Source organism: Niallia sp. RD1 (genome assembly GCF_024219955.1).
GTDB classification, from domain to species: Bacteria; Bacillota; Bacilli; order Bacillales; family Cytobacillaceae; genus Niallia; species Niallia alba.
Genome location: NZ_CP100420.1, coordinates 5,345,279 through 5,371,886 on the forward strand (window position 1 = coordinate 5,345,279; position 26,608 = coordinate 5,371,886).

Sequence of the window (26,608 nt, forward strand, 5' to 3'; positions counted from 1 at the left end):
CCCCGTTATTTCTTATGTTTCCTCTGTATCCCATTCATATCTTCTTTTTGAATTCGTCAAACCATAATGCAATAAGCTTTCTGCGGCTTTTAATTGAATTGCCTTAATGGGTGAATGATGACTTCTCATTTTGTGAAACCATTCTTCATAATTTCTTTTTTCAACAATTTTCAAATCATAAGGTACAGATGGAAAATCAACATAACCATTTCTTGTAAGGATTACTTTATGAACAGGTAATGTAATGTCGTATTTATCTAAAATACTCTTAACAATTGTTTCTGTTCTATTTATAGATATGACAGGACTAAGTATCTTTTTCTCCTTATCTCCCTTTTTTTTAACCCAAAATTTTTCATTCGAACCAACAAATACTGCTGAGTTCTCTGCTTCTAACACATGAATACACCAAATATCTGTTGGTGTAATAATAATCGTATCTAATTCAACAGGTGCATTTTTCAGCTGAAACAGCGGTTGATAAAGTACTAAGAACGTATCCGGAAATCTCTGTAAGTAGTACTTTAATAAATCATCATAATAAAGCGTTTTATTCACTTTTGATATTTCCGTAAGCGTTGAACTAGCCCATTTCAGCTGAAATTCGAATAATTGATTAAGAAATTGCTGTTTTAATTCATCTAATGTTTTTGGATGGCTATATTTTTTTGCATCGTAATCGAAGTTTAATTCTTCTACTTCTTCTTTTTCTTCCCTTTCTTTTTCATTAGTCAACTCTGCTTCTTCCATCTTATTACGATTCAAGATTGTTTTCTTAACTCGCTCAAGAAATGAAGGGCTTTCTATCATCCAGTCTTCTTCCCGTTCGTTCTCCATGTAAAAGAGACTTCTGTCCTTTGTTTCAAATGCTTTTTTTAATCCTATCCATTGTTGTTTTTTTAAACGAACAAAGCGTAATGGATACAAGACAATGTTCTGCTCATACCTAGACACATAATCTTGCAATTTTATTAATTGCGCCAAACTTTTCCCCCCTATATTACAATGTTTCTGTTGTCTCAATCCTTAAAGGAATAGCTTTCGATTATTTCATATTTAGGTATTTTCTCTATATGGGTCTGAAATAAATGTATGCTCTCCACCATAAAAATTAAATCTTCTGGTAGGCTGTATTCCTTTAACATCTGCTCCAAAAACATGGTATTTTGATCCCATTTTCTTGCCAGCGTTAAATGTGGATGAAAAGGTCTTGTTTCCAGCTGAAAATCTGCCTGCATACAGATTTCAAAAACTTGTTTTCTAAGATCAAATAATTTTTTCTCTTCTTTCATACCTGCCCAGAAAATTCTCGGACTTTGAAACTGACCAAAAACACCTAATTGTTCAATATGTAATGGAAATTCATCACTTGCTAGAACTGACTGTTTTAAAAGTGTCTGTAACTTATCCCTTTTATCCTTAGAGGCACTTCCTAAAAATGCAAGGGTAATATGATAATCTAAAGGATGTACCCATTTTTTAAAGGAGAATTTTTGTTGTAACTCCTTACTCATTTTTTCTAATTCATTCATAACCTGAACATCTGGCTTAATACCAATAAAATAATGAGGAATTGCATTTTTCATATTCTTTTTCCTTCTTGCTTCTTTTTTTAAGGCTGTTTTCGTAAAGTTTGTTGCGATTACCCGCAGCCGGAATACACTTCGCTTTCCGTGGGGCTAAGCTTTAGCCTCCTCAGCTTCGCCTCCGGGGTCTCAGACTGTCTCGCTAATCCCCGTGGCGTCTTCGTGTATTCCGGCTGCTCTATTTTTCCAACTAATTCTATTTTCCGATTGAAAAAACAACAATCCTTTAGAAAACAGCTTTTTTAAAGATAAATGTATTTATAAAGTTAGACACCATGGCCAATCCCTGATCTCTAACTTTATTCTATTATATAACCTATCCTATTAATTTTAACCGTATTTATATCTATGTTTTCGAAATCTATATGATTAATATACCTTATTTTTCTTAAAAAAAGAAAAAGAGTCGTCTCAAAATCTAGCTATTAACCAGTTTGAAACAACTCCTTTTATTTTTTATTTCCTAGTACTGAATTCCTTATTAGCTAATCTGTCCGCACTCCCCAACAATAGCCTCAACAAATAAATCTTGTAGTTTCTTTGTAACTTCCCCAATGTTCCCTTCTTTCACGGGAACATTATTTACAGCAGTTATTGGTGTTACTTCAGCAGTTGTGCTAGATAAGAATACTTCATCCGCATCGATTAAATCTTCAATAGAAAATGCCTTTTCTTCCACTTCTATCCCATTTTCTTCACATAATTGAATAATTTTCTGTCTTGTAATCCCATTTAATATAAATTGATTTGCTTCATGAGTCCGAATCTTACCCCCATTAACAATCCAGATATTAGAAGAACTACCTTCCGTTACGGATAAATCCCTATACTGAATACTTTCAAAGCATCCTGCTTCTGCAGCTTTCTGTTTTGCCATGACATTTCCAAGCAAATTCAAACTTTTAATATCACATCTAGACCATCTAATATCTTCTACCGTAATCGTTCCTACTCCATTTTCTAGGTTATCAAGCGGTCTCGACAATGGTTTAGTATAAGCTACAAAAGCTGGTGCAACAGTTTCTGGATAACTATGATTTCGTGGACTTACGCCTCTTGTGAACTGCATATAAAGGATACCGGTGCTTAATGAATTTTTCGCAATTAACTCTTCTAATAAAATTGTTAATTCTGAGATGGAATAAGAAGTAGCTATGCCTATTTTCTCGCTACTTGCAGATAAACGCTCAAGATGTTCTTTCGCCATAAACATTTTACCATTGTACACACGGATTACTTCGTAAATTCCATCGCCAAACTGATATCCTCTGTCTTCTATATCTACTTTTGCTTCTTCTCTTGGTATAAACTCCCCATTCATTAACACCGTACTCATTTTCTCTTCTCCTTTAAGTGATCTCTTTATTTAGCCAATTCATATATTGCTTGTGCATAAATAGCGGTAGCTTTCAACAAATCCTCGATAAACATATACTCATCTTTTTTATGAGCAATATCTTCTCTTCCTGGAAAAAGCGGTCCAAATGCAACCCCTTTTTCTAGTGACCTTGCATACGTTCCTCCACCAATGGATAGAAGTTTCGCTTTTTCTCCCGTTTGTTCCTCATAAACCTTACTCAGCGTTTGAATTAATTCTGAGTCTTTTTCTACGTAATGTGGTTTTGAATCTGTGAAGTTCTCTAAGCTAAAACTATGTTCTGTTAATAACTTCGTTAATTTCTCTTTTGTTTTATCCATATCATTTGTAACAGGATAACGTACTGTTTGTCCTATTTTCCCACCACGATTTGCTTCATAATCCAATATACCGGCATTTAAAGTTAGCTCACCTGTAATATCATCCTCGTAATTAATACCAAGTTTTTTCCCTCTAGAATCATTCACAAAGAATTTTTTCACAAATTGAAAATAATGAATCGCCTTCTCATCCAGCTTTAATTCTACAAGAAAATCAGCAAGTTTTAATCCAGCATTAACCCCATTATTAGGCTCCAGACCATGTGCTGACACCCCTTCTAATTCTAATACCAAATCACCATTATCAACCAAATAGCGTCCAGGCACATTCTCTAGTTTTAAATAATTCTGATAGCGTTGAATAATCTCGGTTTGCTCGCCTTCTTTCACTTCTAATATGGCTTGCGCAAAGTCTGGGACCATATTATATCGTCTTCCCGAAGAAAAGCTAAGAATTTTCACTTCTCCCGAATCGGTTGATTCTCCTGGAAATTTCTGAACGATGTCAAAATCAGCTATCCCTTTTTCCGCGAAAATAATCGGAAAGTCTGCATCTGGTGCAAATCCGATCGTAGGCATACTTTCTTCCTTGAAATACGTTTCTACACATCTCCAATCACTTTCTTCATCTGTTCCAATGATCATTCGTATCTCTTTTGTTAATGGAAGATGCAACTCTTTCACAATTTTCATCGCATAGTATGCAGCCATTGTAGGACCTTTATCATCTAATGCTCCTCTTGCATAAATTTTTCCATCGCGAATCTCTGCCTTATAAGGATCACTTGTCCATCCGTCTCCCTCTGGTACAACATCCACATGACAAAGAATACCAACATTCTCAGTACCTTCCCCATAAAGTAAATGGCCAGCAACGTTTTGAACATTCTTACTAACGAAACCATCTTTTTCTCCCAAGGATAGCATATAGGTTAATGCCTCTTTCACCCCTTTTCCAAAAGGTGCATCCTCTGTTGCATTTTCTTCGTCCAATACACTCCTAATTTGCAAAAGTCCCTGCAAATCCTTAATAAAGCTGTCTTTACGATTATGTACTTCATTTAACCAATCAATTGAACTCATGGCTGCCTCCTTGCAAACTTATAAATATATTATAGGAAAAACATATCATAAAACGCTTTATATGAAAAATAAAACCTTTAAAACCACATTTCACTAAATTATCATTAAGTATAGTATACCTTTTCTTAAAAACAAAGCTATACTATAGTTAATCTAGCATGTGGAAGGAATGTATTTAATTGGGATATATAGAAGATTTAAGAAAACTTGTTGGCAAGATGCCTCTTATTCTTGTTGGAGCAGTTGTCATTCTACTAGATAAGGACCAGAAAGTTCTCTTACAAGAAAGAAAGCATCCAAAAAATGTTTGGGGATTACCTGGTGGACTAATGGAAATAGGAGAAAGCACCGAAGAAACGGCGAAGCGCGAAGTATTCGAAGAAACAGGACTTCAAGTAACAAATCTTCAATTACTATCCGTTTATTCTGGAAAAGATTACTTTGCTGTTGCTGCAAACGGAGATCCTTTTTATACGGTCACAACTACCTACTGTACTTCTGAATATGAAGGAAAACTTGAGAACAATCACGAAGAATCATTCAGCCTGCAATTCTTCCCATTACACAACCTACCAGAAAAAATGGTCGGCAGCCATCGTAGAATGATAGAGGACTTTAAAATACGTTCAATAGTATAAAGTTAGAGAGAAGAAAAAATTTTATCCTTTTGATACTACTTTTGCAGAGGAAATTAAAAAGTTTATAAGAACAATGAGCAGCTCGAATACAAATTCACGGAAAGCGAAGTGTATTCAGGCTGCGGGTTAATAGGAACATGCTCTTTCAAAAAAACTTTTTTAATTTAGTTTACCAAATATAAAATTGGGGAAATAAAATTTATTTATAACCTTTTTACATTTTTATTCATATCATAATCGTATATCCCATATGATGAATGTAAAGAAACCCTACAGGGGGTGGTAAATACATACGTAAATAAGCAAATATTTTGTAAATTAACGCAAATAATGTAGAATATATTAGTAAATAGGGGTACAATATTTATATAGAATATCATTCTATTGAATGTATCACTATTTAGCCATTTGAAAAGGGGTTGTCTGTGGAAAAGAAAATTACATACGCTTGAAGAATTTGTTCTTCAAATAAGCTGTCGGTCGCTGGAATTTGCCAAAGGTTTGAAAAAAGGATAGGGAGTGGTTTATTGAAACCTTCAACTAACCGGATGTTAAACCGTATCAAATCCGTCTACATGTTTATTAGTAAGCGTGGAACTGTCACAACACAAGAGCTAGTGGAGGAATTTGGTATTACTCCGCGAACGATTCAAAGAGATTTGAATGTGTTAGCTTATAATGACTTGGTTCAAAGTCCAAGTCGTGGAAAATGGACAACAACTAGAAAAAAAGTGAAAATGACATCCTAAACCAATTAGAAACAACCGAGATTTTAAACTTGTATAATAAAACAAAACCTCACTGTAAGGCTTTCAGTTTTTAAACTTACGCTAAAAGGCCTTAGTGAGGTTTTTGTTGTGTGAAATTTTAATGGTTTTCACTAATATTACTATTAACTTGATAGTTTTTTAATAATTCTACTTCCTCTTCTGTTAACTCCCGATATTCTCCTAATTCTAGTGATTCATCGAGTTCCAACGGTCCCATTGAAATCCGTTTTAAATAAATGACCTTTTTTCCAACACTTTCAAACATTCTTTTTACTTGATGAAATTTCCCCTCTGAAATCGTTAACTCAATATCAGAGGTTTCTCCCGCTTTCAAAATAACCAGATCTCCAGGCTTCGTAAGATATCCATCATCTAAAACAACGCCTTTTTTAAATGCTGCAATATCGCCTTCTCCCACCTCTCCTCTTATTACGGCAAAATAGGTTTTAGGGACATGCTTTTTCGGCGATAGTAGTTGATGTGCTAATTTCCCATCATTCGTTAAGAGAAGCAGACCTTCCGTATCTTTATCCAATCTACCAACAGGAAATGGATTATACACAGAGTCTTCTATTTGCAAAATATCTATCACCGTTTCTTCTCTTGTATCCTCTGTTGCGGAAATAAGTCCTGGCGGTTTATTCATCATTAAATATATAAACTCTTTATATTCAATGATTTCATTATATAAAGATACTTCATCTTTTTCTGGATCGACTTGAAATTTTGCATCTTTTATTACTTCATCATTTACTTTGACTGCTTTATTTTTGAGGAGGATTTTCACTTCTTTTCTACTCCCATAGCCCAAATTAGCGAGCATTTTATCAATTCGCATGTAAACTCAACCCTATCCTTCTTTTCATTTCTTTTAAAAAGAGTACTAAATTAAAACGGAAGTTTTAGTTTTTGTTTTAGTCTTCGCGCTCGATTGCCAAATAAGTGATAGATTAACTTAGAGCGGAAAGCTAAATACGCATATACTAGCATACCTGAAACTGCCACAATCATAACCATTAGAAGAGAAACGAAAACAGACTTGGTAGATAAAAATAATTCAAGCACTCGATAAACAGTCATTGCCACGATATACATTATCATTGAAAATCCAACAATTAATACACTTCTGCGCATAACGATTTTAAAGGAATAGTTTGCATATGCTTTAATTACCCCTAAATTGATTAAAATAGATACCGTGTATCCTAAAGTAGTCGCAAGGATAGCACCATTTGTTTCCCATCTTTCAATAAATGGCATATTTAAACTTAATTTAATTAAAATACCTACCAATAAACTTAGTATCGTAAAGCGCTGCTCATTTAATCCTTGTAGGATGGAGGCTGTTACCGGGTAAAGAGAAAAAAGAATCGCAACTGGAGCATATAGTTTTAATACTTCTGCCCCCATTAGAATATCTTCTGTTCCATAAAACAGGCGGTAAACAGGTTCAGCAAGAACAGAAAGACCAATACACGCAGGTAAAGTAATAAATAATAAAACTTGGAAAGTTTGATTTAAGTTTGTTGTTAAATCAGACTGATCATCTTTTATAAAAGCTCTAGTAATCATCGGAATTAACGCCATCGAAAATCCTGTTGCTAGTGATACTGGAATAATAATAATTTTATGTGTTTGGTAATTAAAAATATTTAGAGCTGTTTCAGAAATAGCAGTTAATCCGATACTACTCATTGCTCGGTTGAAGGTAACGGTATCTACTAATTGAAATAATGGATTAGCTAATCCCACAAATACAAATGGAGCTGCTGACAAGATTATTTCTTTATACATAGAACGTAAAGGAAGCTCTGTTTGCGTACCTCGATCGTTTAATAAAAGGTCATCATACTCACCTTTACTTTTTCGCCAATACAATAAAAGCACAGCTAAGCCGCCAATTGCACCAACAAATGCAGCAAAAACGGAAATACTGACTGCTGTTATGAGCTTGCCATTTAACACGTATAGAACGATTGCCGAGCCACCAAGCAAGAAAACAATTCGAACAATCTGCTCGATGACTTGAGACACAGCAGATGGAGCCATCGCATCGTGCCCTTGAAAAAACCCTCTGATTAAGCTCATAAATGGAACAACAATTAACGCGAAGCTTACTGCACGAATGACAGTTGTTACCTGACCAACAGTTGAAGTTAAATCATCATCTGTGATAATAATTTCAGCAAGAAAAGGTGCTACTGCATATAAAGCTAGAAAAGATAGTACCCCACTTGCTAACATTATCATTAATCCTGATTTAAATAGCCTTCTCCCAACTTTATATTCTCCCATTGCATTATATTTCGAGATAAATTTGCTTACAGCTAATGGAATACCAGCTGTTGCAATACTTATGACAATAGTATAAGCTACATAAGAATATTGATATAACACGGTTCCTTGTTTTCCAACAATCATATTAAATGGTATAACATAAAATAATCCTAACGCTTTGGATATAATTGTCCCAAGTGTTAAAATAAATGTGCCTTTAAGCAATTTTGATGACATAAAATCCCTTCCTTAAACGAAGCTCTCTTAAAACGTTACATAAGTAAGTATTTTACCACGAAAACAGGTAATAAAATATATTCGATCACAAGTAAATATGAACATTTTTTAACACACTATTAGTAGTTTACCCTTTCTTAAATAGAAACGCTACTTTTAAAAGGACAAGTTACCACTAGATGCTAGATTTAGGATGAAATAAGCAATCTAGAAGCAGCTTAAACCACACATTCCTTTCATCTATGGAACAAAAAATAACAAAGAAAAATGAAACTTCTTCAAGAAAGTAGGATGTAATATGCAATATGATGTAATCGTGATCGGTGGAGGACCATCAGGATTAATGGCTGCAATTGGAGCAGCGGAGCAAAAGACAAAGGTATTACTTATTGATAAAGGAAATAAGCTTGGCCGCAAATTGGCTATTTCAGGAGGCGGTCGCTGTAATGTAACAAATCGGCTGCCAATAGAGGAAATCATTAAACATATCCCTGGAAACGGACGTTTTCTATACAGTGGGTTTTCCGAATTTAGCAACGAAGATATTATCACTTACTTTGAAAATCTTGGTATTGCTTTAAAAGAAGAAGATCATGGCAGAATGTTTCCAGTTTCTAATAAGGCACAATCAGTCGTAGATGCTTTATTAAGTGAATTAGACAAATTAGGTGTAACTATTCAAACAAATTCCCCTGTTAAGACAGTTAACTATCATGAAAATAACTCGAAAACAGTGATTTTACAAAATGGAGAATCAATAACATGTAAATCACTTATTATCGCGGTCGGTGGAAAGTCTGTTCCTCATACTGGTTCTACAGGAGATGGCTATGCTTGGGCTAAAAAAGCAGGCCACACTATTACAGAACTTTTCCCAACAGAAGTACCAGTCACTTCTAAAGAAGCATTTATTCAAAATAAAACCTTACAAGGGGTTTCATTAAGAAATGTAGGATTGAGTGTGCTTAATCCAAAAGGAAAACCAATCATTACCCATCAAATGGATATGATTTTTACCCACTTCGGAATAAGTGGACCAGCTGTTTTACGTTGCAGCCAATTTGTTGTAAAAGCACAGAAAAAATGGAATTCATCTGAAGTGAAGGTCTCTATTGACTCTTTCCCTGATACGAAAGAAGAACTGCTTTTTCAAGATATAATGGCTACATTAAAGGCTGAACCAAAAAAAGCAATTAAAAACACATTAAAAGGTCTTTTGGTCGAACGATTTTTACTATATTTATTGGAATTAGCAACTATTGATCCAGCAGAAACATGTGCAACTGTTTCTCCAGATAAAATAAAACAGTTTGTTGCTCTATGTAAAGCATTCACCTTTAATGTAAACGGAACGTTACCGTTAGAAAAGGCGTTTGTTACAGGTGGTGGTGTGTCTATTAAGGAGATTGCCCCTAAAACAATGGAATCAAAATTGATGGAAGGTTTATTCTTTTGTGGGGAAATACTAGATATTCATGGATATACTGGAGGATACAATATTACTTCCGCTTTTGTTACAGGTAGGCTAGCTGGTGTGAATGCTGCTCTTGTTGCTAAAAATGTTTAAGGAAAGGCTGGGACAGAACAAAATATATAATAGATAAAGACGAACAATCTCTCATTTAGTAGCGAAACCAACTCGTTCCATTACGCTACAGACACTCCATTTCACTTCGTTTTTAAATGTTGTTTCGTTCCATCATTTTTTTAAAAGAAAATATAATTAGTAAGAAAAACGAAGCAGCCTGAATACACGTAGACTCCTATGGGAGCTGCGAGAAAGTCCAAGACCCCGCAGGAACGAGGAGGCTTGGCGCTCGCCCCATGGAAAGCGAAGTGTATTCAAGTTGCGGGTGATCACCACAAACCTTCTTTCTTAAAATGAATAAAACCCCAAACAATCATACGAACTTTTCTTAGCATGTACGTATAATCTTTTTCGGGGTTATTTGGTTGAAAATACTTATGTCCCAGCTTCTTATGTTCTATAAATGATCATAGAGGAAAAGCAGTAGATTTGTTCCTCTTCATCCTCTTGCATCGCTGCCACGTTATATTTTATATCTATTAGTTTTTTCTCATCTATTTTCTGTAAAAATTTATTCATCTGTAGCTCTAGATCTTTCTCATGCTCTTGATCAAATAGCTTCACTTTTATCATATTTTTCTCTCCCTATTGTTTTGTACCCTATAAGTAAAGGATAGACAAAATTCTTACTATTCAATCAATTACATTGGATGTTTTTTAACTTTCTTTTTGGCTGTTTTCGTAAAGTTTGTTGCTATTATCCGCAGCCGGAATACACTTCGCTTTCCGTGGGGCTAAGCTTAAGCCTCCTCAGCTTTGCCTCCGGGGTCTCAGGCTGTCTCGCTAATCCCCGTGGCGTCTACGTGTATTCCGGCTGCTCCATTTTTCCAACTAATTCTTTTTTTTCTATTAAAAAACAACAATCCTTTAGAAAACAGCCTTCTTTTAAAACGAAAAAACAGCCATATAAAAAAACTCAAAGATAAGGAAAATTAGAATCTTCATTCTTTGAGCTTCTTTTAAATTGCTATAAACTGCTAGTTTTATACTGTTTTACCATGCCAATCTAGCATGCCGCCTTCCATATTAACTACTTTAAACCCTTGGTCTTGTAAGTAGTAACATACGTTTTCGCTTCTTCTGCCGGAACGGCAAATAAAAATATATTCTTTTTCTTTTGAGAAATAATCTAGGTTTTCAGGGATGGTATTCATTGGTATATGCTTTGCTCCTGGGATGATTCCTTCTGCTACTTCTTCGTCTTCACGGACATCCACTAATTCTAGCTTTTCCTGGTTATTTAGCTTTTTCTCTAGTTCTTCTGTTGTTATTGTTTTAATTGTATCCATCGTATCCCTCCGTTAGCACCTTTTTGTACAGTACATATAGTAATATCTCATTGTAATATAGTTTAATTTTATGGAATATGCAATTAGTCTGCCCACATTACATAAAGATGAGGCTGCCAAATGGACAGCCTCCCCCTTTTTTAATTTGCAACGATATTAACTAATTTACCTGGAACCGCAATTACTTTGCGTATTTGCTTGCCGTCAATTTGTTCTTTTACTTGGCTGTCTTCCATAGCAATTTGCTCCAACGCATCTTTGTTTGCATCTGCTGGAACCATTAATTTCGCTTTTACTTTTCCGTTAATCTGAATCACAATTTCTATTTCATCATCCACCAATTTTGCTTCATCATACGCAGGCCATGCTTCATAAGCAATTGATTGATTAGAACCAGTTATGATTTGCCATAGTTCTTCTGTAATATGCGGGCAAATTGGTGAAAGTAATTTCACAAATCCTTCTACATATTTCTTTGGTATACTATCGGCTTTATAGCATTCATTGATAAATACCATCATTTGCGAAATTGCTGTATTAAAACGAAGTGCTTCAAAGTCCTCTGTCACTTTTTTCACTGTTTGATGGTAAATTTTATCTAAAACCTTCATTTCCTCTATATCTTGAACTTTTGATGCTAGCTTTCCATCATCCTCCACCAACAATCTCCAAATACGATCAAGGAATCTTCTTGAACCATCTAGACCATTTGTTGACCATGCGATCGCAGCATCTAATGGTCCCATGAACATTTCATATAAACGAAGTGTATCTGCACCATGGCTAGCTACAATTTCATCTGGATTAACAACATTTCCTTTTGATTTACTCATTTTTTCATTATTTTCACCTAGAATCATTCCTTGGTTAAATAATTTTTGGAATGGTTCTTTCGTTGGGACAACTCCTAAATCATAAAGCACTTTATGCCAGAAGCGTGCATATAGAAGATGCAATACAGCATGTTCTACTCCACCAATATACATATCGACTGGAAGCCATTCTTTTATTTTTTCAGGATCTGCAATTTGCTCATTATTTTTTGGATCGATATAGCGTAAATAGTACCAGCTGCTTCCAGCCCATTGTGGCATTGTATTTGTTTCACGTCTGCCCTTCTTGCCAGTGACAGGGTCTACAACATTTACCCATTCCGAAATATTTGCTAATGGAGATTCACCAGTTCCCGATGGTTTAATTTCTGATGTTTCCGGAAGTGTTAATGGCAATTCTTCTTCCGGTACACCTGTCATTGTGCCATCTTCCCAATGAATAATCGGTATTGGTTCTCCCCAGTAACGTTGACGACTAAATAACCAGTCTCGTAATCTGTAAGTTATTTTTTTCGTTCCAATTTCTTTCTCTTCTAACCAGCTAATCATTTTGCTAATAGCTTCTTCTTTATTTAAACCATTTAAGAAATCAGAGTTGACATGTTCACCGTCACCAGTATAGACTTCTGCTTCTACATTTCCGCCAGCTACTACTTCTTTAATTGGTAAATTAAATGTTTTCGCAAACTCATAGTCTCTTTCATCATGGGCAGGAACAGCCATAATGCTTCCTGTACCATAGCTTACAAGGACATAATCAGCAATCCAAATTGGCATTTTTTCACCATTAGCTGGATTTATTGCGTAAGCACCTGTAAATACACCTGTTTTTTCTTTTGCCAAGTCCGTTCTTTCTAAATCGCTTTTGCTTTTAATTTTTTCTAAGTATGCTTCTACTGCAGACTTTTGTTCTGCAGTTGTAATTGTTTCTACAAGCGCATGCTCTGGTGCTAGTACCGCATAAGTAGCACCAAATAATGTATCAGGTCTTGTTGTAAATACAGTAAATTTTTCTTTATGATTGTCAATTTGGAAGGTTACTTCTGCTCCTTCTGAACGACCAATCCAATTACGTTGCATTTCTTTAATACTTTCTGGCCAATCTACTTCATCTAAATCTTCTAATAAACGATCAGCATACGCTGTTATTTTTAGTACCCATTGACGCATTGGGCGTCTTTCAACAGGATGTCCGCCACGTTCACTTTTCCCATCAATAACTTCCTCGTTTGCTAGAACAGTTCCTAATGCTGGGCACCAGTTAACTGCTACTTCATCGACATATGCTAAGCCCATTTCATGAAGCTTTAGAAAAATCCATTGTGTCCACTTATAGTACTCAGGATCTGTTGTGTTAATTTCACGATCCCAATCATAAGAAAAACCTAACGATTTAATTTGACGACGGAATGTATCAATATTTTTCTGGGTAAATTCTGCTGGATGATTACCAGTATCTAATGCATATTGCTCTGCTGGCAATCCAAATGCATCCCACCCCATTGGATGAAGGACATTAAAATCCTGCATTCTCTTCATACGAGAAAGAATATCTGTTGCTGTATATCCTTCTGGATGTCCAACATGAAGTCCCGCACCGGATGGATATGGGAACATATCTAGTGCATAAAACTTTTTCTTGCTTTTTTCTTCACTTGTTTTAAAAGTTTTGTTTTCTTCCCAAAACTTTTGCCATTTCTGTTCTATTTTCTGATGATTAAAGCTCATCTTAAAATCCTCCTATAAAGTTGTTTTTACCAAAATAAAAAGCCTCTCATCCCAAATAGGGACGAGAGGCATTATGTATAATCTCCCGCGGTACCACCCACAATTAGTGAATAAATCACTCGCTTCATTATCCTTTAACGCAGGTGTACGGCAAGCATTACTAAAAGTTCACACTTGCAACTCAAAGGTGAGTTCAAGATGTTTTTGACTGACTTGCACCACCCGTCAGTTCTCTTCGTTTCAAAAGGGCATCTTTACTATTCCTTATCTGTGTTGATTACTTATATGATTTTTATTGTATTGTATTTTGATGCATGTTGCAAGTAGTTTTCAGATTGACCAACTATCTGATCTTCTCTACTTTCTATATTATATGTCTACTGCTATTTAATGTTCCGCTATTACCATTTCTCCGTCCATTCAGAAACCAATCGAAGCAATTTTCTATCTTGATTTCTACCAGCTATAAAGGAAAGACCAACTGGTATTCCATTTAATGTGGTCAATGGTAGATTCACTTGAGGAAAGCCAGTTAACCCCGCCATACAACATAACTGGAATGTTTGGTTTCTTCTTACTTCTAACTCACGAGTAGGAAGGTTTATAAGCGGTGCTATCCCTGGTGCTGTTGGAATAATTAAAATTCCATCATCTTCAAGCAGTTTCTCCATTCTTTGTTGAATTATACGTCTCTTCTGCTGATATTGTGCTATGTCTTCCTCTTTCAAAGTACTAGCCCACCGGAATCTCTCTGCTATCCCTGGCCCAAACGTTGGATTTACCCTTTGGATCCATGCTCCATGTTCTTGCCAAATTTCTCTTCCTTGGAGCATGCGAAAAACCTCTGCCCACTTCTGAAGCCCTTCTTCTGCAATGATAGTAGTTGAATAACTTGGCACAGACTTCTCTAATTTTTCCAATAAAGGAAGTAAGGCTTTCTTAACCTCTTCATCAGCCAGTGCCCAAGCATCCTTTCCCATTATAAACCGTGAAAAAGAGCCATTCTCTTGAGGAGGAAGAAGCACATCCCCAACTTTCATAAGCATTTCCGCTGTTTGAGTCATCCAACCGACGGTATCAAAGCTTTTTGCAAGAGGAATTACCCCGTCTATATTAACTACTCCATGAGAGGGACGAATACCATATATTCCACAATAAGAAGATGGAATTCTTACCGAACCTCCTGTATCCGTTCCTAAGGAAAAATCGGTCAATTTAGCTCCGACCGTGACAGCAGAACCGCAAGAAGAGCCACCTGGAATTCGACTCGGGTCCCTAGGATTAATAGGAGTACCATAATGATAATTTTCTCCATTTAAGCTATACATCAGTTCATCTGTAATAGTGGTTCCTTTTAGCGTGGCACCATTATTCAACAGGCTAATAATGGCTGGTGCTGTTTCATTAGCAGGTTTATGGCTATGAAGCCAATCAGGATTTCCTGCAGAAGGTACATAATCTTTAATTGCAAATACATCTTTAACCGCAAATGTCAGCCCATCTAAACTCCCTTTTTGCGTAGGTTCCAATGAAATATTTCTATCCATATATGCACCGAAATCACTCATTTTTTAAGCCATCCCCTTGTCATCTTATTAATTTATTTCCACCAGATGATCGACCAAATTATAATCTTCTACTACCCATTTCTTTTCTTTAAAGTGAATATTACTGATACAAGCATTCGATAAGTATTTTTCAATCGAAAGTTGATCTTCTGAAACTACTGTTAATAAGGTATGTATAACTGCACCATGTGCAACTAGTAATACTTTTTGGTCTAGAAACTGAACTAGAATTTTTTCTAGACCATTCATAATTCTATTTACTAATTCCTCTCTTGATTCCTGATTTGGATACTGTTGATCTGGATATAGAATCGCTCTTTCTTCTCTCGTTTTCCCTTCTGCATCGCCAAAACTGCGCTCCATAAATTCAGCCATTTCTACAACCTGTAGTTGTAACGCTTCATTAATAATGAACGCTGTTTGTTTTGCCCTTTTAAGAGGACTTGTGACGATGATATCCCAATTTGAATCCTTAAATAATCTCGGCATTGCTGTGCCTGCCTCGTTCCATTTTCATTTAAAGGAATATCCGTTTTTCCTTGAATTTTCCCCATTGCGTTCCAATCTGTTTCCCCATGTCTTATTAAACATATTTTTGTCATCATTTAGTCCTTTCTACGCATTATGCTAAAATTTAGAGTTATATCTACTTTATTAGAAAAAGACTTATTTTTCAAACAAATTCAACATTTAAACTAATTGGAATTTAGAATAAATCTCTTCATTCTATCAGAAAATTCCGCCTATAGAAAAATAGATACTCTTCTATTGCAGCTTTGCTTAAAAGCAACTACACTTATTTTTGGTATTTAGAATAAAGTTGCAAAGGAGCATCAATATGCCTCGTTCACTTTGGCTTTTAGTTATCGGAATGGCAGTAAACGTTACTGGTTCTTCCTTACTCTGGCCTTTAAATAGTATTTACATTCATGAGCATTTAGGGAAGACACTAACGGTTGCAGGTTTTATCCTTATGCTCAATTCTGGAGCAAGTGTGATCGGTAATTTAATCGGAGGCATTCTTTACGATAAGTTAGGTGGGTATCTATCTATATTATTAGGTATCACGCTAACTACCTTCTCTTTACTAGGCCTTACTCTTTTTCATAATTGGGGTGCTTACTGTACCTTTTTCACTTTATCTGGGTTTGGATCAGGTATTATTTATCCTAGCATGTATGCAATGGCGGGAAATGTTTGGCCTGAAGGGGGAAGAAAATCCTTCAATAGTATTTATGTTGCACAAAACGTTGGTGTGGCACTTGGATCAGCCATCGGCGGTTTCATCGCCTCACACTCGTTTCAATTAATCTTCTTGTCAAACACCCTAATGTATGGGGTATTTTTCCTTATCGCTTTCTTCAGTTATAAAAACATTCAAGTAAAAGCGGATATCCTTCCGTCTTCAAATGTGAAAGTACCTAAAAGAAAAGGAAAGCACTTATTAAAAGGAAGCCCGGCTATGTATTCGCTTGGCATTTTAGGATTTGGTTATTTATTATGCTGGATCTGCTATGTCCAATGGCAAGCCACTATCTCTACTCATACGCAAGAGTTAGGTATTCCTTTAACGCAATATAGTTTATTATGGGCAGTTAATGGTGGACTCATTGTGTTCGGCCAACCATTAATTTCTTTTTTCACAAAAAAAATATGTACTTCAATAAAGAAACAAATGCTTATCGGGATCGGTATTTTTATTCTTTCCTTCCTTATTGTTGGAAAAGCAGAATTGTTTACTGGCTTTCTTGTGGCAATGATCATTTTAACTATTGGTGAAATGCTTATTTGGCCAGCTGTACCAACGATTGCTGATAAATTAGCTCCTAAAGGAAAAGAAGGCTTTTTCCAAGGAATCGTGAACAGTACGGCAACGGGAGGAAGAATGATTGGACCTCTTCTTGGAGGAATGCTTGTCGATAGTAGTGGTATGACATTGCTCGTACCTGTTTTAGTGGTCTTACTTGTCATTAGCTTACTTACTGCATTTTTCTATGATTATCCAACGAAAGAAGCTGCTAAATTAGCTCCTAAAACAAATTAATATGAATGTCCCAACTGATACAACGGCTGGGACATTCTTTTTGCCATAGTTATTCTTGTCTTGTTTTTGATTTAGCTGGTTGACCACCAGATTGCTCATACTTTTTCTTGGCTGCTTTTACTAAATCAACATCTTTCCCCAATTCTAAATCCTGATTGTTGATGCCATTGCGTGTTTTTTGTTCAGGATTATTTTGCTTTGAACGTTTATCCATATTTTAGGATCCTCCTTAATGCAATCTTAATGTCATTTGATTTTGCATTTGCTCCACAAGCAACCTCATTCGATGCAACTCTTCTCGTTGCTGTTGATTTGCACTCTGATCCATCGTGTGCAATTCATTATAGATAGTTTCTAACTGCATTTGAGCATCTGTATATTCCGTTTCATTATAATGTTCTTGACGTCTTCCTGCTTCATATTGCTGTTCTGCATAATTAATAACTTCATTACATCTTTGTAATAATTCACTCATAGAATCGCGTGTAGCCAAATAATAACCCTCCCAACAATCGTTTCAAGTTAGAAGCAGATTGCTTCAACAATAGTATCTGTTTATTCCTTGCAACTATGACTTCCTTTTCTTAACTAATCTTGAAATTCTGTTGGATAAAGACAATAGTCATGTTAAAATTCATAGGTGGAATTAATGAAATTAAACAAAAAAAGAATCTAAATTATTGAGGAGGTTACACTGATATGAATCAGAATAACCCATTCCCATATGCTTCTGATAATAAAAGATACCATACTTGGAATTATCATCTTCGTAACGAGTTTGGACACAGAGTTTTCAAAATTGCATTAGATGGAGGATTTGATTGCCCAAACAGAGACGGTACGGTCGCTCATGGCGGCTGCACCTTTTGCAGTGCAGCTGGTTCGGGAGATTTTGCCGGCAATCGTGCTGACAGCCTAGAGCAACAATTCCATGATATAAAAAATAAGATGCATACGAAATGGAAAGACGGAAAATATATGGCCTATTTCCAAGCCTATACAAATACACACGCACCAGTAGATGTATTACGTGAAAAATACGAAGTAGTTCTTAAACAGGAAAACGTCGTTGGTCTTTCGATTGCAACTCGTCCAGATTGCTTACCAGATGACGTTGTCGAGTATCTGGCGGAACTAAATGAACGTACTTATTTATGGGTTGAACTTGGTCTTCAGACAGTCCATGAAAAAACAGCAACACTTATTAATCGAGCACATGATTTTCAAACATATGTCGAAGGCGTTAATAAGCTCAGAAAACATAACATTCGTATTTGCTCCCATATTATTAATGGACTGCCAATGGAAACAAATGAAATGATGATGGAAACAGCTAAAAGCGTCAGTGAATTAGATGTACAGGGAATAAAGATTCACTTACTACATCTATTAAAAGGCACTCCAATGGTAAAGCAATATGAAAAAGGCATGCTTGAATTTTTAACCCTTGATCAATATATATCATTAGTTTGTGATCAGTTAGAAATTTTACCACCAGACATGATTATTCATCGCATTACAGGTGATGGACCAATTGAATTGATGGTTGGGCCAATGTGGAGTGTTAATAAATGGGAAGTATTAAATAAAATTGATGCAGAATTAAAAAGCCGCAATAGTTGGCAAGGAAAATATTATCAGGCAAATAAGAAGGTGACACAATGAAGCTAGACAGAGTCATTCCATTTGCCCATCAATTATTAGGAAAAGCTGTTTCGAACGGAGAAATTGCGATCGATGCTACAATGGGAAATGGACATGATACCGTTTTTTTAGCAACTCTTGTGGGTGATAATGGGAAAGTATTTAGCTTTGATATCCAAAAGGATGCTTTACATGCCACACAAGAAAAACTCACGAGTCAAAAACTACAAGATATTGTATCTCTTCATTTGTGTGGACATGAACATATCATGGAAATTGTCCCTTCCACTTATCATGGGAAGGTTTCAGGAGCTATTTTCAACTTAGGCTACTTGCCTGGTGGAGATAAATCTATTGTAACAAAAGCGGAAACAACCATTGCCGCCATTGAACAGCTATTACAAATCCTGTCTAAAGAAGGAGTTATTGTATTAGTTATTTATCACGGGCATCCAGAAGGTGCTATCGAACGGGATAAGCTTATAGCGTATGTGGAAAATATTGATCAGCAAAAAGCCCATGTGCTACGCTACCAATTTATAAATGGGATTAATAATCCACCTTTTATTATCGCGATTGAAAAAAGATGAATTTCACCATACTTATCAAACAGGGCAGAAATTACATGCCTTGTTTGATAATGATTTTATTCTGTGTTGGATCATATCTCTTTATTCTAAAATATATCCCTTATTCTATTCCTTTCTAAAAATAAATTCCCCTTCCGTAAAACAAAAAATTAGACAAACTATCCTTGAAAAAGGTGTTTGCCTAACCTAACTAAGCTTCATTTATTTACTTAACGCTCTTAATGCACTTGCAGGAACTACCTTCTGGAACTTTCTATAGGCTCTTCCATTTAAATAGAAAAAATAACCTATAGGTCCAGAAGTTCTAATCATATTTTTGGCAAGTTTACGTATATTTCGTTGCTTATATACCTTTTCATCGGATAAATACACGCCTAATAATCCTCTATTAATCAATTTATGAAATTTTTGATGAGGAAGTTTATTCGTATGTCGATCTGCTTCTGTTACAAAATGCTTTAAGCGATTAAATAGTTCTTCTTCATTTTCATAATAAAAGCAAAAATTCAAATCCCCACCTATTTTATCTTCTTCTTGATCAATAAAATAGTCTAACAGAATATGAAGTCCTTGAATATATGGAAAATAACCATCTCGAATTAAAGCTGGATAAGAATCATCAAAATCATCACGAAAGGCATATGAAACCAAACAGAATATCCCTAATGTAGAACCAGAGCAAGCAGAAAATTCATACCACTCCATTTTCGGTACGTGATTTTTATTTTTCTCAAACCAAAACTTCAATCTAGGAATGCGCTCTTCCATAATCACATGTTTATGTATCTGTAAATCACAATAATATCGGCATAGTTCCAGGAGCTGTTCTTTAATACTGCTATAATTCTCTAACTTATTCAGTGTATCCCTACATGTTTTGGCAAGATCATATAAGTAACCCCCATCATCTTGGTCCTCGCGATAACGATAGTAGTTACTTGGCTCAGCCCCTACTGTTAAAGCATGCTCCATTGATTCATGCAAAGTGGAAAAATCTTTCGGATCAAGAGATGTGCTTCGATCACAGAGATTATCTAAATAATCACTTATCGTTTGGTAGGCTACAATAAATTTAATTACTTCTTTGTATTTGCTCATGGCAATTAGAGCCATGATAGAGCCACCTTCACAATGAAATGTTTTACTCTCAATACTAGCTAATGCTTGCTTTCTTAATTCTGAATTGGGAATGTTATGTGCTCTTTGTGTCCAGTAATTTAATTCCTGATGTACGACTGGAAAAACTTTTAAGTAAACTTTAGACATTAATGTTAGTGGCATCTTTGGAACTGACATTTAAAAAACCTCACTTATACGATATAACCAATTGCTTTCAATTGACTATTGATAAAATCCTTCGTGTATTCAAACACTTCTTCTCTGTCTGGTTCATTAAAAATTTCATGATAAAACTCAGGCCATTCTTTATATCTCTTTTCAGATAATGGTACCATATTGAACCAGGTCTTTACCATTTTTTTATCTACTACTAAATCTCCACCACCTTGCATAAGCAGTAGTGGCAAGTCCTGTGTTTTGGCTATATCTTCAAAAGCATTCTTTGTTGCAACAACCAATTCTCGATACCATCTGATTGACACTTTTGTTATGTATAAAGTATCATTCGAATCAATTTCTCGTACTTCTGCATTACGAGTTGCGACATCAACCGTTAAACCCGGGTTAACTCTAACCCTTGGTGCTACTTTATTTAAAAGAAGAGATATTAAACTCATCATCCTTGAAGGATATTTTACTAGCCCTAAGCAAGGAGAGGATAAAATAAGCCCGGCAATTTTTAATTTTTCCTGCTGGAGAAGTCTAATAGATGCAAGCCCTCCCATACTATGCCCTAATAAAAAAATAGGCAAATCAAATTGATATGCTGCTTGGATCCAATCTTTAATTTCTATCGTATATTCACTAAACGAATCAATATGACCTCGATCAGCTCTAGTTGTCATTCCCTGTCCTGGAAGATCTCCCATTACAACATGAAAACCAGCTAATCGAAACATTTCAATAAGCCAGCCATATCTTCCATGGTGCTCCATTGCTCCATGAACAATAACGATGACAGCCTTCGCGTTTCCCTCAGCTTCCCATTTCCACATAAAAGCTCCTCCATCCCATTTATCAAGTCTATGTTGGTTTTCTGACCCTTTTTAAACAAAACATCAAATTATTAAGGAAAAATAAAGATTTGTCCTGTAAATTAATCATTAAATACGAGTAGACGAAGATTAGCTTTTTTATTATTATCTAAAATTACTTCAATTATAGCAAATATTTCGGAAATGTATCTATTGAAGCAGACCTAACCATATCATAAAAAATCATGTTATACTGTGAATTAGGTTTCGTTTGTCGAATTATAGGGAATGAGAAGAACTGTTTCATTATCGATAACAGAAAGTTGACCATAAGGATTATGAAAATTTTGTTACAACTTTTATATTCCCTAAAGGAATTTTTCTTTAAACCGATAAAATTTAATATAGAAATAATTAGGTGAGAAAAGATGGAAACAAATACAATATTAATAACTTCATTGATTACTTTGTTTTTCTTATTATATTTATTAGTAAGAAAAAAATTAAATACTATTGTTAAAAGTATCTATTTATTTACGATATTCGCTATGATTGCTGTTAGTTTTTTACTTATTAATAGAAATGACTTTGAAGCAATCGTCCATGCAACAGAGGTTGCTACGCAAAATACACGAAAAGCACTCTTATCAGTAAAAGAGGAAACAAATTTATTAAAGGAATCTGTTTTGTTAGATGCTCCCATTATTAATCAGTTACCCGATCTCCCAAGAGGCTGCGAAGTAACTAGTCTTGCGATGCTGCTTCAATATGCAGATATTGATGTCGATAAAATGACACTGGCAAAGCAAATAAAGAAGGACACTACTCCATATAGTAGAGAAAACGGCAAAATCTATTATGGAAATCCTAATGATGGATTTATCGGGGATATGTACTCCTTAAGTGGTCCTGGGTTAGGTGTCTATCATAAACCTATTGCTGCATTAGCTGAAAAATACCTACCAGGTTCCATCATTGATTTTACCGGATCTGATTTTGAAGAAATAAAAAATCATTTATCGAACAATCGTCCTGTTTGGGTGATTACTAATTCAACATTCAAAAAATTGCCAGATAGTGAATTCCGCACTTGGCATACTCCAAGTGGAACGGTAAAGATTACTTATTCTGAGCATTCTGTACTTATTACAGGCTATGATGAAACATATATTTACTTTAATGATCCACTTACTGGAGAAAAAAATAAAAAAGCACCCATCACGGATTTTGAAGAATCCTGGGTGCAAATGGGAAGTCAAGCAATTACGATTAATTCTTAATTGCTACCTTGCCCTCTTTTAAATATTCCTTTTCGAAGGAATATTTTTTTTCGATATAAACACTATGCCATACCATAAACATTAAGACTGTCCATATTTTACGGCTATTATCTGCTTTACCTTGACAATGATCCTCTAATAACAGTAGTACAACTGATTTATTTAATAAGTGATCTGTGTCACTCTCTTTTATAATATTTTTCGCCCATTCATTCATTTCATCTTTTAACCAGTGACGAATCGGAACAGGGAACCCTAGTTTTTTACGGTTTAATACATGTTCTGGAACAAAAGACTCTGCTGCTTTACGTAAAATATATTTAGTTGTACCATTTGCAGTTTTAAGAGAAGTTGGAATTTTAGACGCAACTTTAAATACCTCTTTATCTAAAAATGGAACACGTAATTCTAAGGAATGAGCCATCGTCATCTTATCTGCTTTTAGTAAAATATCTCCTCGCATCCAAGTGTGGATATCAATAAATTGCATGCGATCAACAGGATCATAGCCTCTGCTTTCATCATATAGATGTGTAGTTATATCTCTATAATGCAAACCCTTGTTATAGACAGAAAGTAATTTTTCTTTTTCTAACTCAGAGAACATTTTCGCATTTCCAATATATCTTTCTTCCATCGGCGTGACTCCACGCTCGATAAAACTTTTTCCTTTTACTCCTTCTGGAAGAATATTAGCTACAGCACGCAATAATTTTTTCCCAACATTCGGAATCTTATTAAATACTTCTAAAGATTGTGGTTCACGATAAATATTATATCCACCAAATAATTCATCTGCACCTTCTCCAGAAAGAACAACTGTAACATGTTTTCTAGCTTCGCGCGCAACAAAATATAGTGGTACACATGCTGGATCTGCTAAAGGATCATCCATATGCCACATAATTCTCGGAATTTCGTTCATGTACTCTTGAGGAGAAATAACATAGCTTATGTTTTCAAGCCCTAATTTATCAGCTGTTTCTTTTGCAACATCAATTTCACTAAATCCATTATGTTCAAAACCAACAGAAAATGTTTTAATGCTAGGATGGAATTCCTTGGCAATACTCGCAATAATCGATGAATCGATTCCACCTGACAGGAAGGATCCAACAGGAACATCACTTCTCATATGCATTTTCACACTATCGAAAAGTACATCTTTAATTTCTTTTGCATACTCGTCCTCTTGTTTAACAACAGGCTTAAAAGATGCTCGCCAGTAACGTTTAATGTCCATTGGTTTTCCGATTTTCTTTGTAAAATAATGGCCTGGCTCTAGTTTTTTAATTCCCTCTGACATCGTATAAGGCTCTGGTACAAATTGATATGTTAAATAATGTTGCAGAGAACTATAGTTAATAACATCACTTTCTAAAGCCAATGCAATGCTTTTCTTCTCGGAAGCAAAATATGTTTTCTCTCCATCTTCTAAATAGAAAAATGGTTTAATTCCAAATGGGTCACGAGCTCCATATAATGTCTCTTCCTGTTTATCCCAAATAATAAAAGAAAACATACCACGAAGTTTTTCTACCGCTTTTTCCTTTTCATGACTATATAAAGCAATAATTACTTCGGTATCAGAATTTGTTTGGAAGGTTAATCCTGCCTTTACTAACTCTTCTCTAATTTCTAAATAGTTATATACTTCTCCGTTAAAGATTATCCAATAACGTTCATTTTCATATGTTAAAGGCTGATGCCCACTTTCAATGTCTATAATACTTAATCGACGAAAACCAAATTGAATATGGCTATCATAATAATATCCTTCATCGTCAGGACCTCTATGTGTTATAACACGATTCATTCCTGCAAATAGTTCTTTTTGTTCTTCTTGAAAGTTCTGTGCTTTTTCATGTACACAGCCAACAAAACCACACATATTGCTCTCACCTTCTCCATTTCTTTTCCTACATGCATTGAGACATCTATAACTAACTCATTGTTCTAATAGCAGAACCATAATCAATTTTTTACTATACGCTTAAATAGAATAGATGTTAATAGGTAATAAGTTTCATAAAAACTTCACTTAGTCTTCTATTTTAACATAAAAAAATGCAAATTTATAATTAGTTATTAGCATTTCAATCCTACATTTTCATTACATGCGAAAACTCTAGTCCATCATCAAGTATTAGACGAAAAAAAAAGAAAGAAGTTACACTTTCCGGTAACTTCTTTCTTTTAAAATTAAACTTTTTTGTACAGTTTGTTTATCAATAAAAATTTCTAAGCTTCTACCGCTTTTTTTATCAACTCTGCTCTATCTGTACGCTCCCATGGTAAATCAATATCAGTACGGCCAAAATGCCCGTAAGCAGCTGTTTGTCTGTATATTGGTTTACGAAGATCAAGCATTTTAATAATGCCAGCTGGACGAAGATCAAAGTTTTCCCGTACAGCTTCTACTAGTTTGTCTTCTGAAACAATTCCTGTTCCAAAAGTATCAACAGAAATAGATACTGGCTTTGCTACTCCTATTGCATAAGCTAATTGCACTTCAACTTTATCAGCTAATCCTGCCGCTACGATATTCTTTGCTACATAACGCGCTGCATATGCTGCAGAACGATCCACTTTTGTAGGATCCTTACCAGAAAATGCTCCGCCACCATGTCGTGCATATCCACCATATGTATCAACGATGATTTTACGACCAGTTAATCCCGCGTCTCCTTGTGGACCTCCAATAACAAAGCGTCCTGTTGGGTTGATAAAATATTTTGTGTTTTCATCGATTAATTCAGCTGGCACAACAGGCTTAATTACATATTCTTTAATATTTCGTTGAATCTGCTCTAAAGTCACTTCTGGGTGATGTTGTGTGCTTATTACGATTGTATCAACGCGAACTGGTTTATTATTTTCATCATATTCGACTGTTACTTGTGTTTTTCCATCTGGACGTAGATAAGGCAAGATTTCTTCTTTTCTAGCCTCTGCTAGTCTTCTTGATAGTTTATGTGCTAATGAAATTGGTAATGGCATTAATTCCTTTGTTTCATTACATGCAAATCCGAACATTAAGCCTTGATCTCCAGCACCGATTGCCTCTATTTCTTCATCCGTCATCTTACCTTCACGAGCTTCTAGAGCCTGGTCTACCCCTAATGCGATATCAGCGGATTGCTCATCAATAGAAGTTAATACTGCACTAGTTTCTGCATCAAAGCCATACTTCGCCCGTGTATATCCTATTTCTTTAATTGTCTCACGAACAATTTTCGGAATATCTACATACGTAGAAGTAGTTATTTCACCTGCAACGAGTACTAGACCTGTTGTTACAGAAGTTTCAGCAGCAACTCTTGCATTAGCATCTTTAGCCAATATAGCGTCCAAAATAGCATCTGAAATTTGATCACAAATTTTATCTGGGTGACCTTCAGTTACCGATTCAGAAGTAAACAAGCGACGTTTTGTTGACATCTGATTTCCTCCTTATTTTAGAAAAAAGTAGAGCGAGGTTTCTTCCTGCACTCCTTAACCTTATCTTGATACGGTACTCATTCCCTAGATAGTATGAAGTAAAAATGGCGTTTTTATCCGAAGTCAATTCCGTGCTTTATTATATGTAAAACCGAAAAAATGTTTATAAATATAATATATGTAACGAAGATTATCGTTTCTAATAAAAACACACATCTAAA

23 protein-coding genes, 1 pseudogene and 1 other annotated feature are annotated in these 26,608 nt (G+C 35.2%); of the genes and pseudogenes, 7 read left to right on the top strand and 17 right to left on the bottom strand.

Translation table 11 applies throughout. The annotated features are described in order from the left end of the window. Window positions 1-12: 12 nt before the first annotated feature. The 4 genes from NKG37_RS25735 to pepV form a co-directional block, all read right to left on the bottom strand. A complete protein-coding gene (locus tag NKG37_RS25735; protein WP_254415574.1) occupies window positions 13-984 on the bottom strand; it encodes a nuclease-related domain-containing protein in 972 nt (323 codons plus the stop codon). Window positions 985-1,019: 35 nt separating this feature from the next. Further along, window positions 1,020-1,586, bottom strand: a complete 567-nt coding sequence (gene thpR, locus NKG37_RS25740) for an RNA 2',3'-cyclic phosphodiesterase (RefSeq protein ID WP_040343195.1) — start codon at window positions 1,584-1,586, stop codon at window positions 1,020-1,022. Between the two features lie 481 nt (window positions 1,587-2,067). Beyond that, on the bottom strand, window positions 2,068-2,922 hold the full coding sequence (gene dat, locus NKG37_RS25745; protein WP_016202846.1) for a D-amino-acid transaminase: 855 nt from the start codon (window positions 2,920-2,922) through the stop codon (window positions 2,068-2,070). A gap of 26 nt (window positions 2,923-2,948) precedes the next feature. Further along, window positions 2,949-4,367 (bottom strand): dipeptidase PepV, encoded by a 1,419-nt coding sequence (gene pepV / locus NKG37_RS25750; RefSeq protein WP_224427615.1) that lies wholly within the window; start codon window positions 4,365-4,367, stop codon window positions 2,949-2,951. Between the two features lie 179 nt (window positions 4,368-4,546). Here pepV and NKG37_RS25755 point away from each other — a divergent pair, with 179 nt between their 5' ends. Further along, window positions 4,547-5,005 carry an NUDIX hydrolase gene (locus NKG37_RS25755; protein ID WP_016202848.1) on the top strand — a complete coding sequence of 153 codons (459 nt, stop codon included), beginning with the start codon at window positions 4,547-4,549 and terminating at the stop codon, window positions 5,003-5,005. Window positions 5,006-5,532: 527 nt separating this feature from the next. Next, window positions 5,533-5,754 carry a DeoR family transcriptional regulator gene (locus NKG37_RS25760; protein ID WP_016202849.1) on the top strand — a complete coding sequence of 74 codons (222 nt, stop codon included), beginning with the start codon at window positions 5,533-5,535 and terminating at the stop codon, window positions 5,752-5,754. 118 nt (window positions 5,755-5,872) lie between these two features. Here the strand turns inward: NKG37_RS25760 and NKG37_RS25765 are convergent, their stop codons facing one another. Beyond that, the gene (locus NKG37_RS25765) at window positions 5,873-6,613 is read right to left on the bottom strand and encodes a pseudouridine synthase (protein ID WP_254415575.1); all 741 of its coding nucleotides are present in this window, start codon (window positions 6,611-6,613) and stop codon (window positions 5,873-5,875) included. A gap of 50 nt (window positions 6,614-6,663) precedes the next feature. After that, window positions 6,664-8,289 (bottom strand): putative polysaccharide biosynthesis protein, encoded by a 1,626-nt coding sequence (locus NKG37_RS25770; RefSeq protein ID WP_254415576.1) that lies wholly within the window; start codon window positions 8,287-8,289, stop codon window positions 6,664-6,666. A gap of 298 nt (window positions 8,290-8,587) precedes the next feature. On the opposite strand from NKG37_RS25770, the gene NKG37_RS25775 reads away from it, so the two are divergent. Beyond that, window positions 8,588-9,856: a BaiN/RdsA family NAD(P)/FAD-dependent oxidoreductase gene (locus tag NKG37_RS25775; protein ID WP_016202852.1), complete on the top strand. Its 1,269-nt coding sequence runs from the start codon at window positions 8,588-8,590 to the stop codon at window positions 9,854-9,856. A 411-nt stretch (window positions 9,857-10,267) separates the two neighbouring features. On the opposite strand, the gene NKG37_RS25780 is transcribed toward NKG37_RS25775, so the two are convergent. The 5 genes and pseudogenes from NKG37_RS25780 to NKG37_RS25800 form a co-directional block, all read right to left on the bottom strand. Then, window positions 10,268-10,450 carry a sporulation protein Cse60 gene (locus NKG37_RS25780; protein ID WP_016202853.1) on the bottom strand — a complete coding sequence of 61 codons (183 nt, stop codon included), beginning with the start codon at window positions 10,448-10,450 and terminating at the stop codon, window positions 10,268-10,270. Between the two features lie 410 nt (window positions 10,451-10,860). Beyond that, window positions 10,861-11,166, bottom strand: coding sequence for a rhodanese-like domain-containing protein (locus NKG37_RS25785; RefSeq protein WP_016202854.1), 306 nt, complete (start codon window positions 11,164-11,166; stop codon window positions 10,861-10,863). A 140-nt stretch (window positions 11,167-11,306) separates the two neighbouring features. After that, entirely contained in the window at window positions 11,307-13,727 is a 2,421-nt protein-coding gene (gene leuS / locus NKG37_RS25790; protein ID WP_254415577.1) for a leucine--tRNA ligase, read from the bottom strand. A gap of 54 nt (window positions 13,728-13,781) precedes the next feature. Further along, window positions 13,782-14,007: a binding site (T-box leader), on the bottom strand. Window positions 14,008-14,128: 121 nt separating this feature from the next. After that, window positions 14,129-15,295: an amidase gene (locus NKG37_RS25795; RefSeq protein WP_169188988.1), complete on the bottom strand. Its 1,167-nt coding sequence runs from the start codon at window positions 15,293-15,295 to the stop codon at window positions 14,129-14,131. 27 nt (window positions 15,296-15,322) lie between these two features. After that, window positions 15,323-15,897, bottom strand: a pseudogene (locus NKG37_RS25800) (histidine phosphatase family protein). A 236-nt stretch (window positions 15,898-16,133) separates the two neighbouring features. Here NKG37_RS25800 and NKG37_RS25805 point away from each other — a divergent pair. Next, a complete protein-coding gene (locus NKG37_RS25805) occupies window positions 16,134-17,339 on the top strand; it encodes an MDR family MFS transporter (RefSeq protein WP_169188989.1) in 1,206 nt (401 codons plus the stop codon). Between the two features lie 49 nt (window positions 17,340-17,388). On the opposite strand, the gene NKG37_RS25810 is transcribed toward NKG37_RS25805, so the two are convergent. Then, complete coding sequence (locus tag NKG37_RS25810) at window positions 17,389-17,553, bottom strand: hypothetical protein (RefSeq protein ID WP_016202859.1); 165 nt, start codon at window positions 17,551-17,553, stop codon at window positions 17,389-17,391. Window positions 17,554-17,568: 15 nt separating this feature from the next. Then, a complete protein-coding gene (locus NKG37_RS25815; protein ID WP_016202860.1) occupies window positions 17,569-17,832 on the bottom strand; it encodes a YtzC family protein in 264 nt (87 codons plus the stop codon). 206 nt (window positions 17,833-18,038) lie between these two features. On the opposite strand from NKG37_RS25815, the gene NKG37_RS25820 reads away from it, so the two are divergent. Beyond that, window positions 18,039-19,004, top strand: a complete 966-nt coding sequence (locus tag NKG37_RS25820) for a tRNA modification radical SAM protein MnmL/YtqA (RefSeq protein ID WP_254415578.1) — start codon at window positions 18,039-18,041, stop codon at window positions 19,002-19,004. Next, window positions 19,001-19,573: a tRNA 5-(aminomethyl)-2-thiouridylate-methyltransferase MnmM gene (locus tag NKG37_RS25825; RefSeq protein ID WP_254415579.1), complete on the top strand. Its 573-nt coding sequence runs from the start codon at window positions 19,001-19,003 to the stop codon at window positions 19,571-19,573. Before NKG37_RS25820 ends, NKG37_RS25825 begins: the two co-directional genes overlap by 4 nt. Before the next feature lie 201 nt (window positions 19,574-19,774). Here the strand turns inward: NKG37_RS25825 and NKG37_RS25830 are convergent, their stop codons facing one another. Both NKG37_RS25830 and NKG37_RS25835 read right to left on the bottom strand, forming a co-directional pair. Beyond that, window positions 19,775-20,869, bottom strand: a complete 1,095-nt coding sequence (locus tag NKG37_RS25830; protein ID WP_254415580.1) for a tetraprenyl-beta-curcumene synthase family protein — start codon at window positions 20,867-20,869, stop codon at window positions 19,775-19,777. Window positions 20,870-20,883: 14 nt separating this feature from the next. Then, complete coding sequence (locus tag NKG37_RS25835) at window positions 20,884-21,687, bottom strand: alpha/beta hydrolase (protein ID WP_254415581.1); 804 nt, start codon at window positions 21,685-21,687, stop codon at window positions 20,884-20,886. A gap of 407 nt (window positions 21,688-22,094) precedes the next feature. Here NKG37_RS25835 and NKG37_RS25840 point away from each other — a divergent pair, with 407 nt between their 5' ends. Then, window positions 22,095-22,946 (top strand): C39 family peptidase, encoded by an 852-nt coding sequence (locus NKG37_RS25840; RefSeq protein WP_254415582.1) that lies wholly within the window; start codon window positions 22,095-22,097, stop codon window positions 22,944-22,946. Here NKG37_RS25840 and asnB read toward each other — a convergent pair. Next, complete coding sequence (gene asnB, locus NKG37_RS25845; RefSeq protein WP_254415583.1) at window positions 22,936-24,837, bottom strand: asparagine synthase (glutamine-hydrolyzing); 1,902 nt, start codon at window positions 24,835-24,837, stop codon at window positions 22,936-22,938. The genes NKG37_RS25840 and asnB overlap by 11 nt on opposite strands. Window positions 24,838-25,187: 350 nt before the next feature. Beyond that, window positions 25,188-26,387, bottom strand: coding sequence for a methionine adenosyltransferase (gene metK / locus NKG37_RS25850; RefSeq protein WP_254415584.1), 1,200 nt, complete (start codon window positions 26,385-26,387; stop codon window positions 25,188-25,190). Window positions 26,388-26,608: the final 221 nt, after the last annotated feature.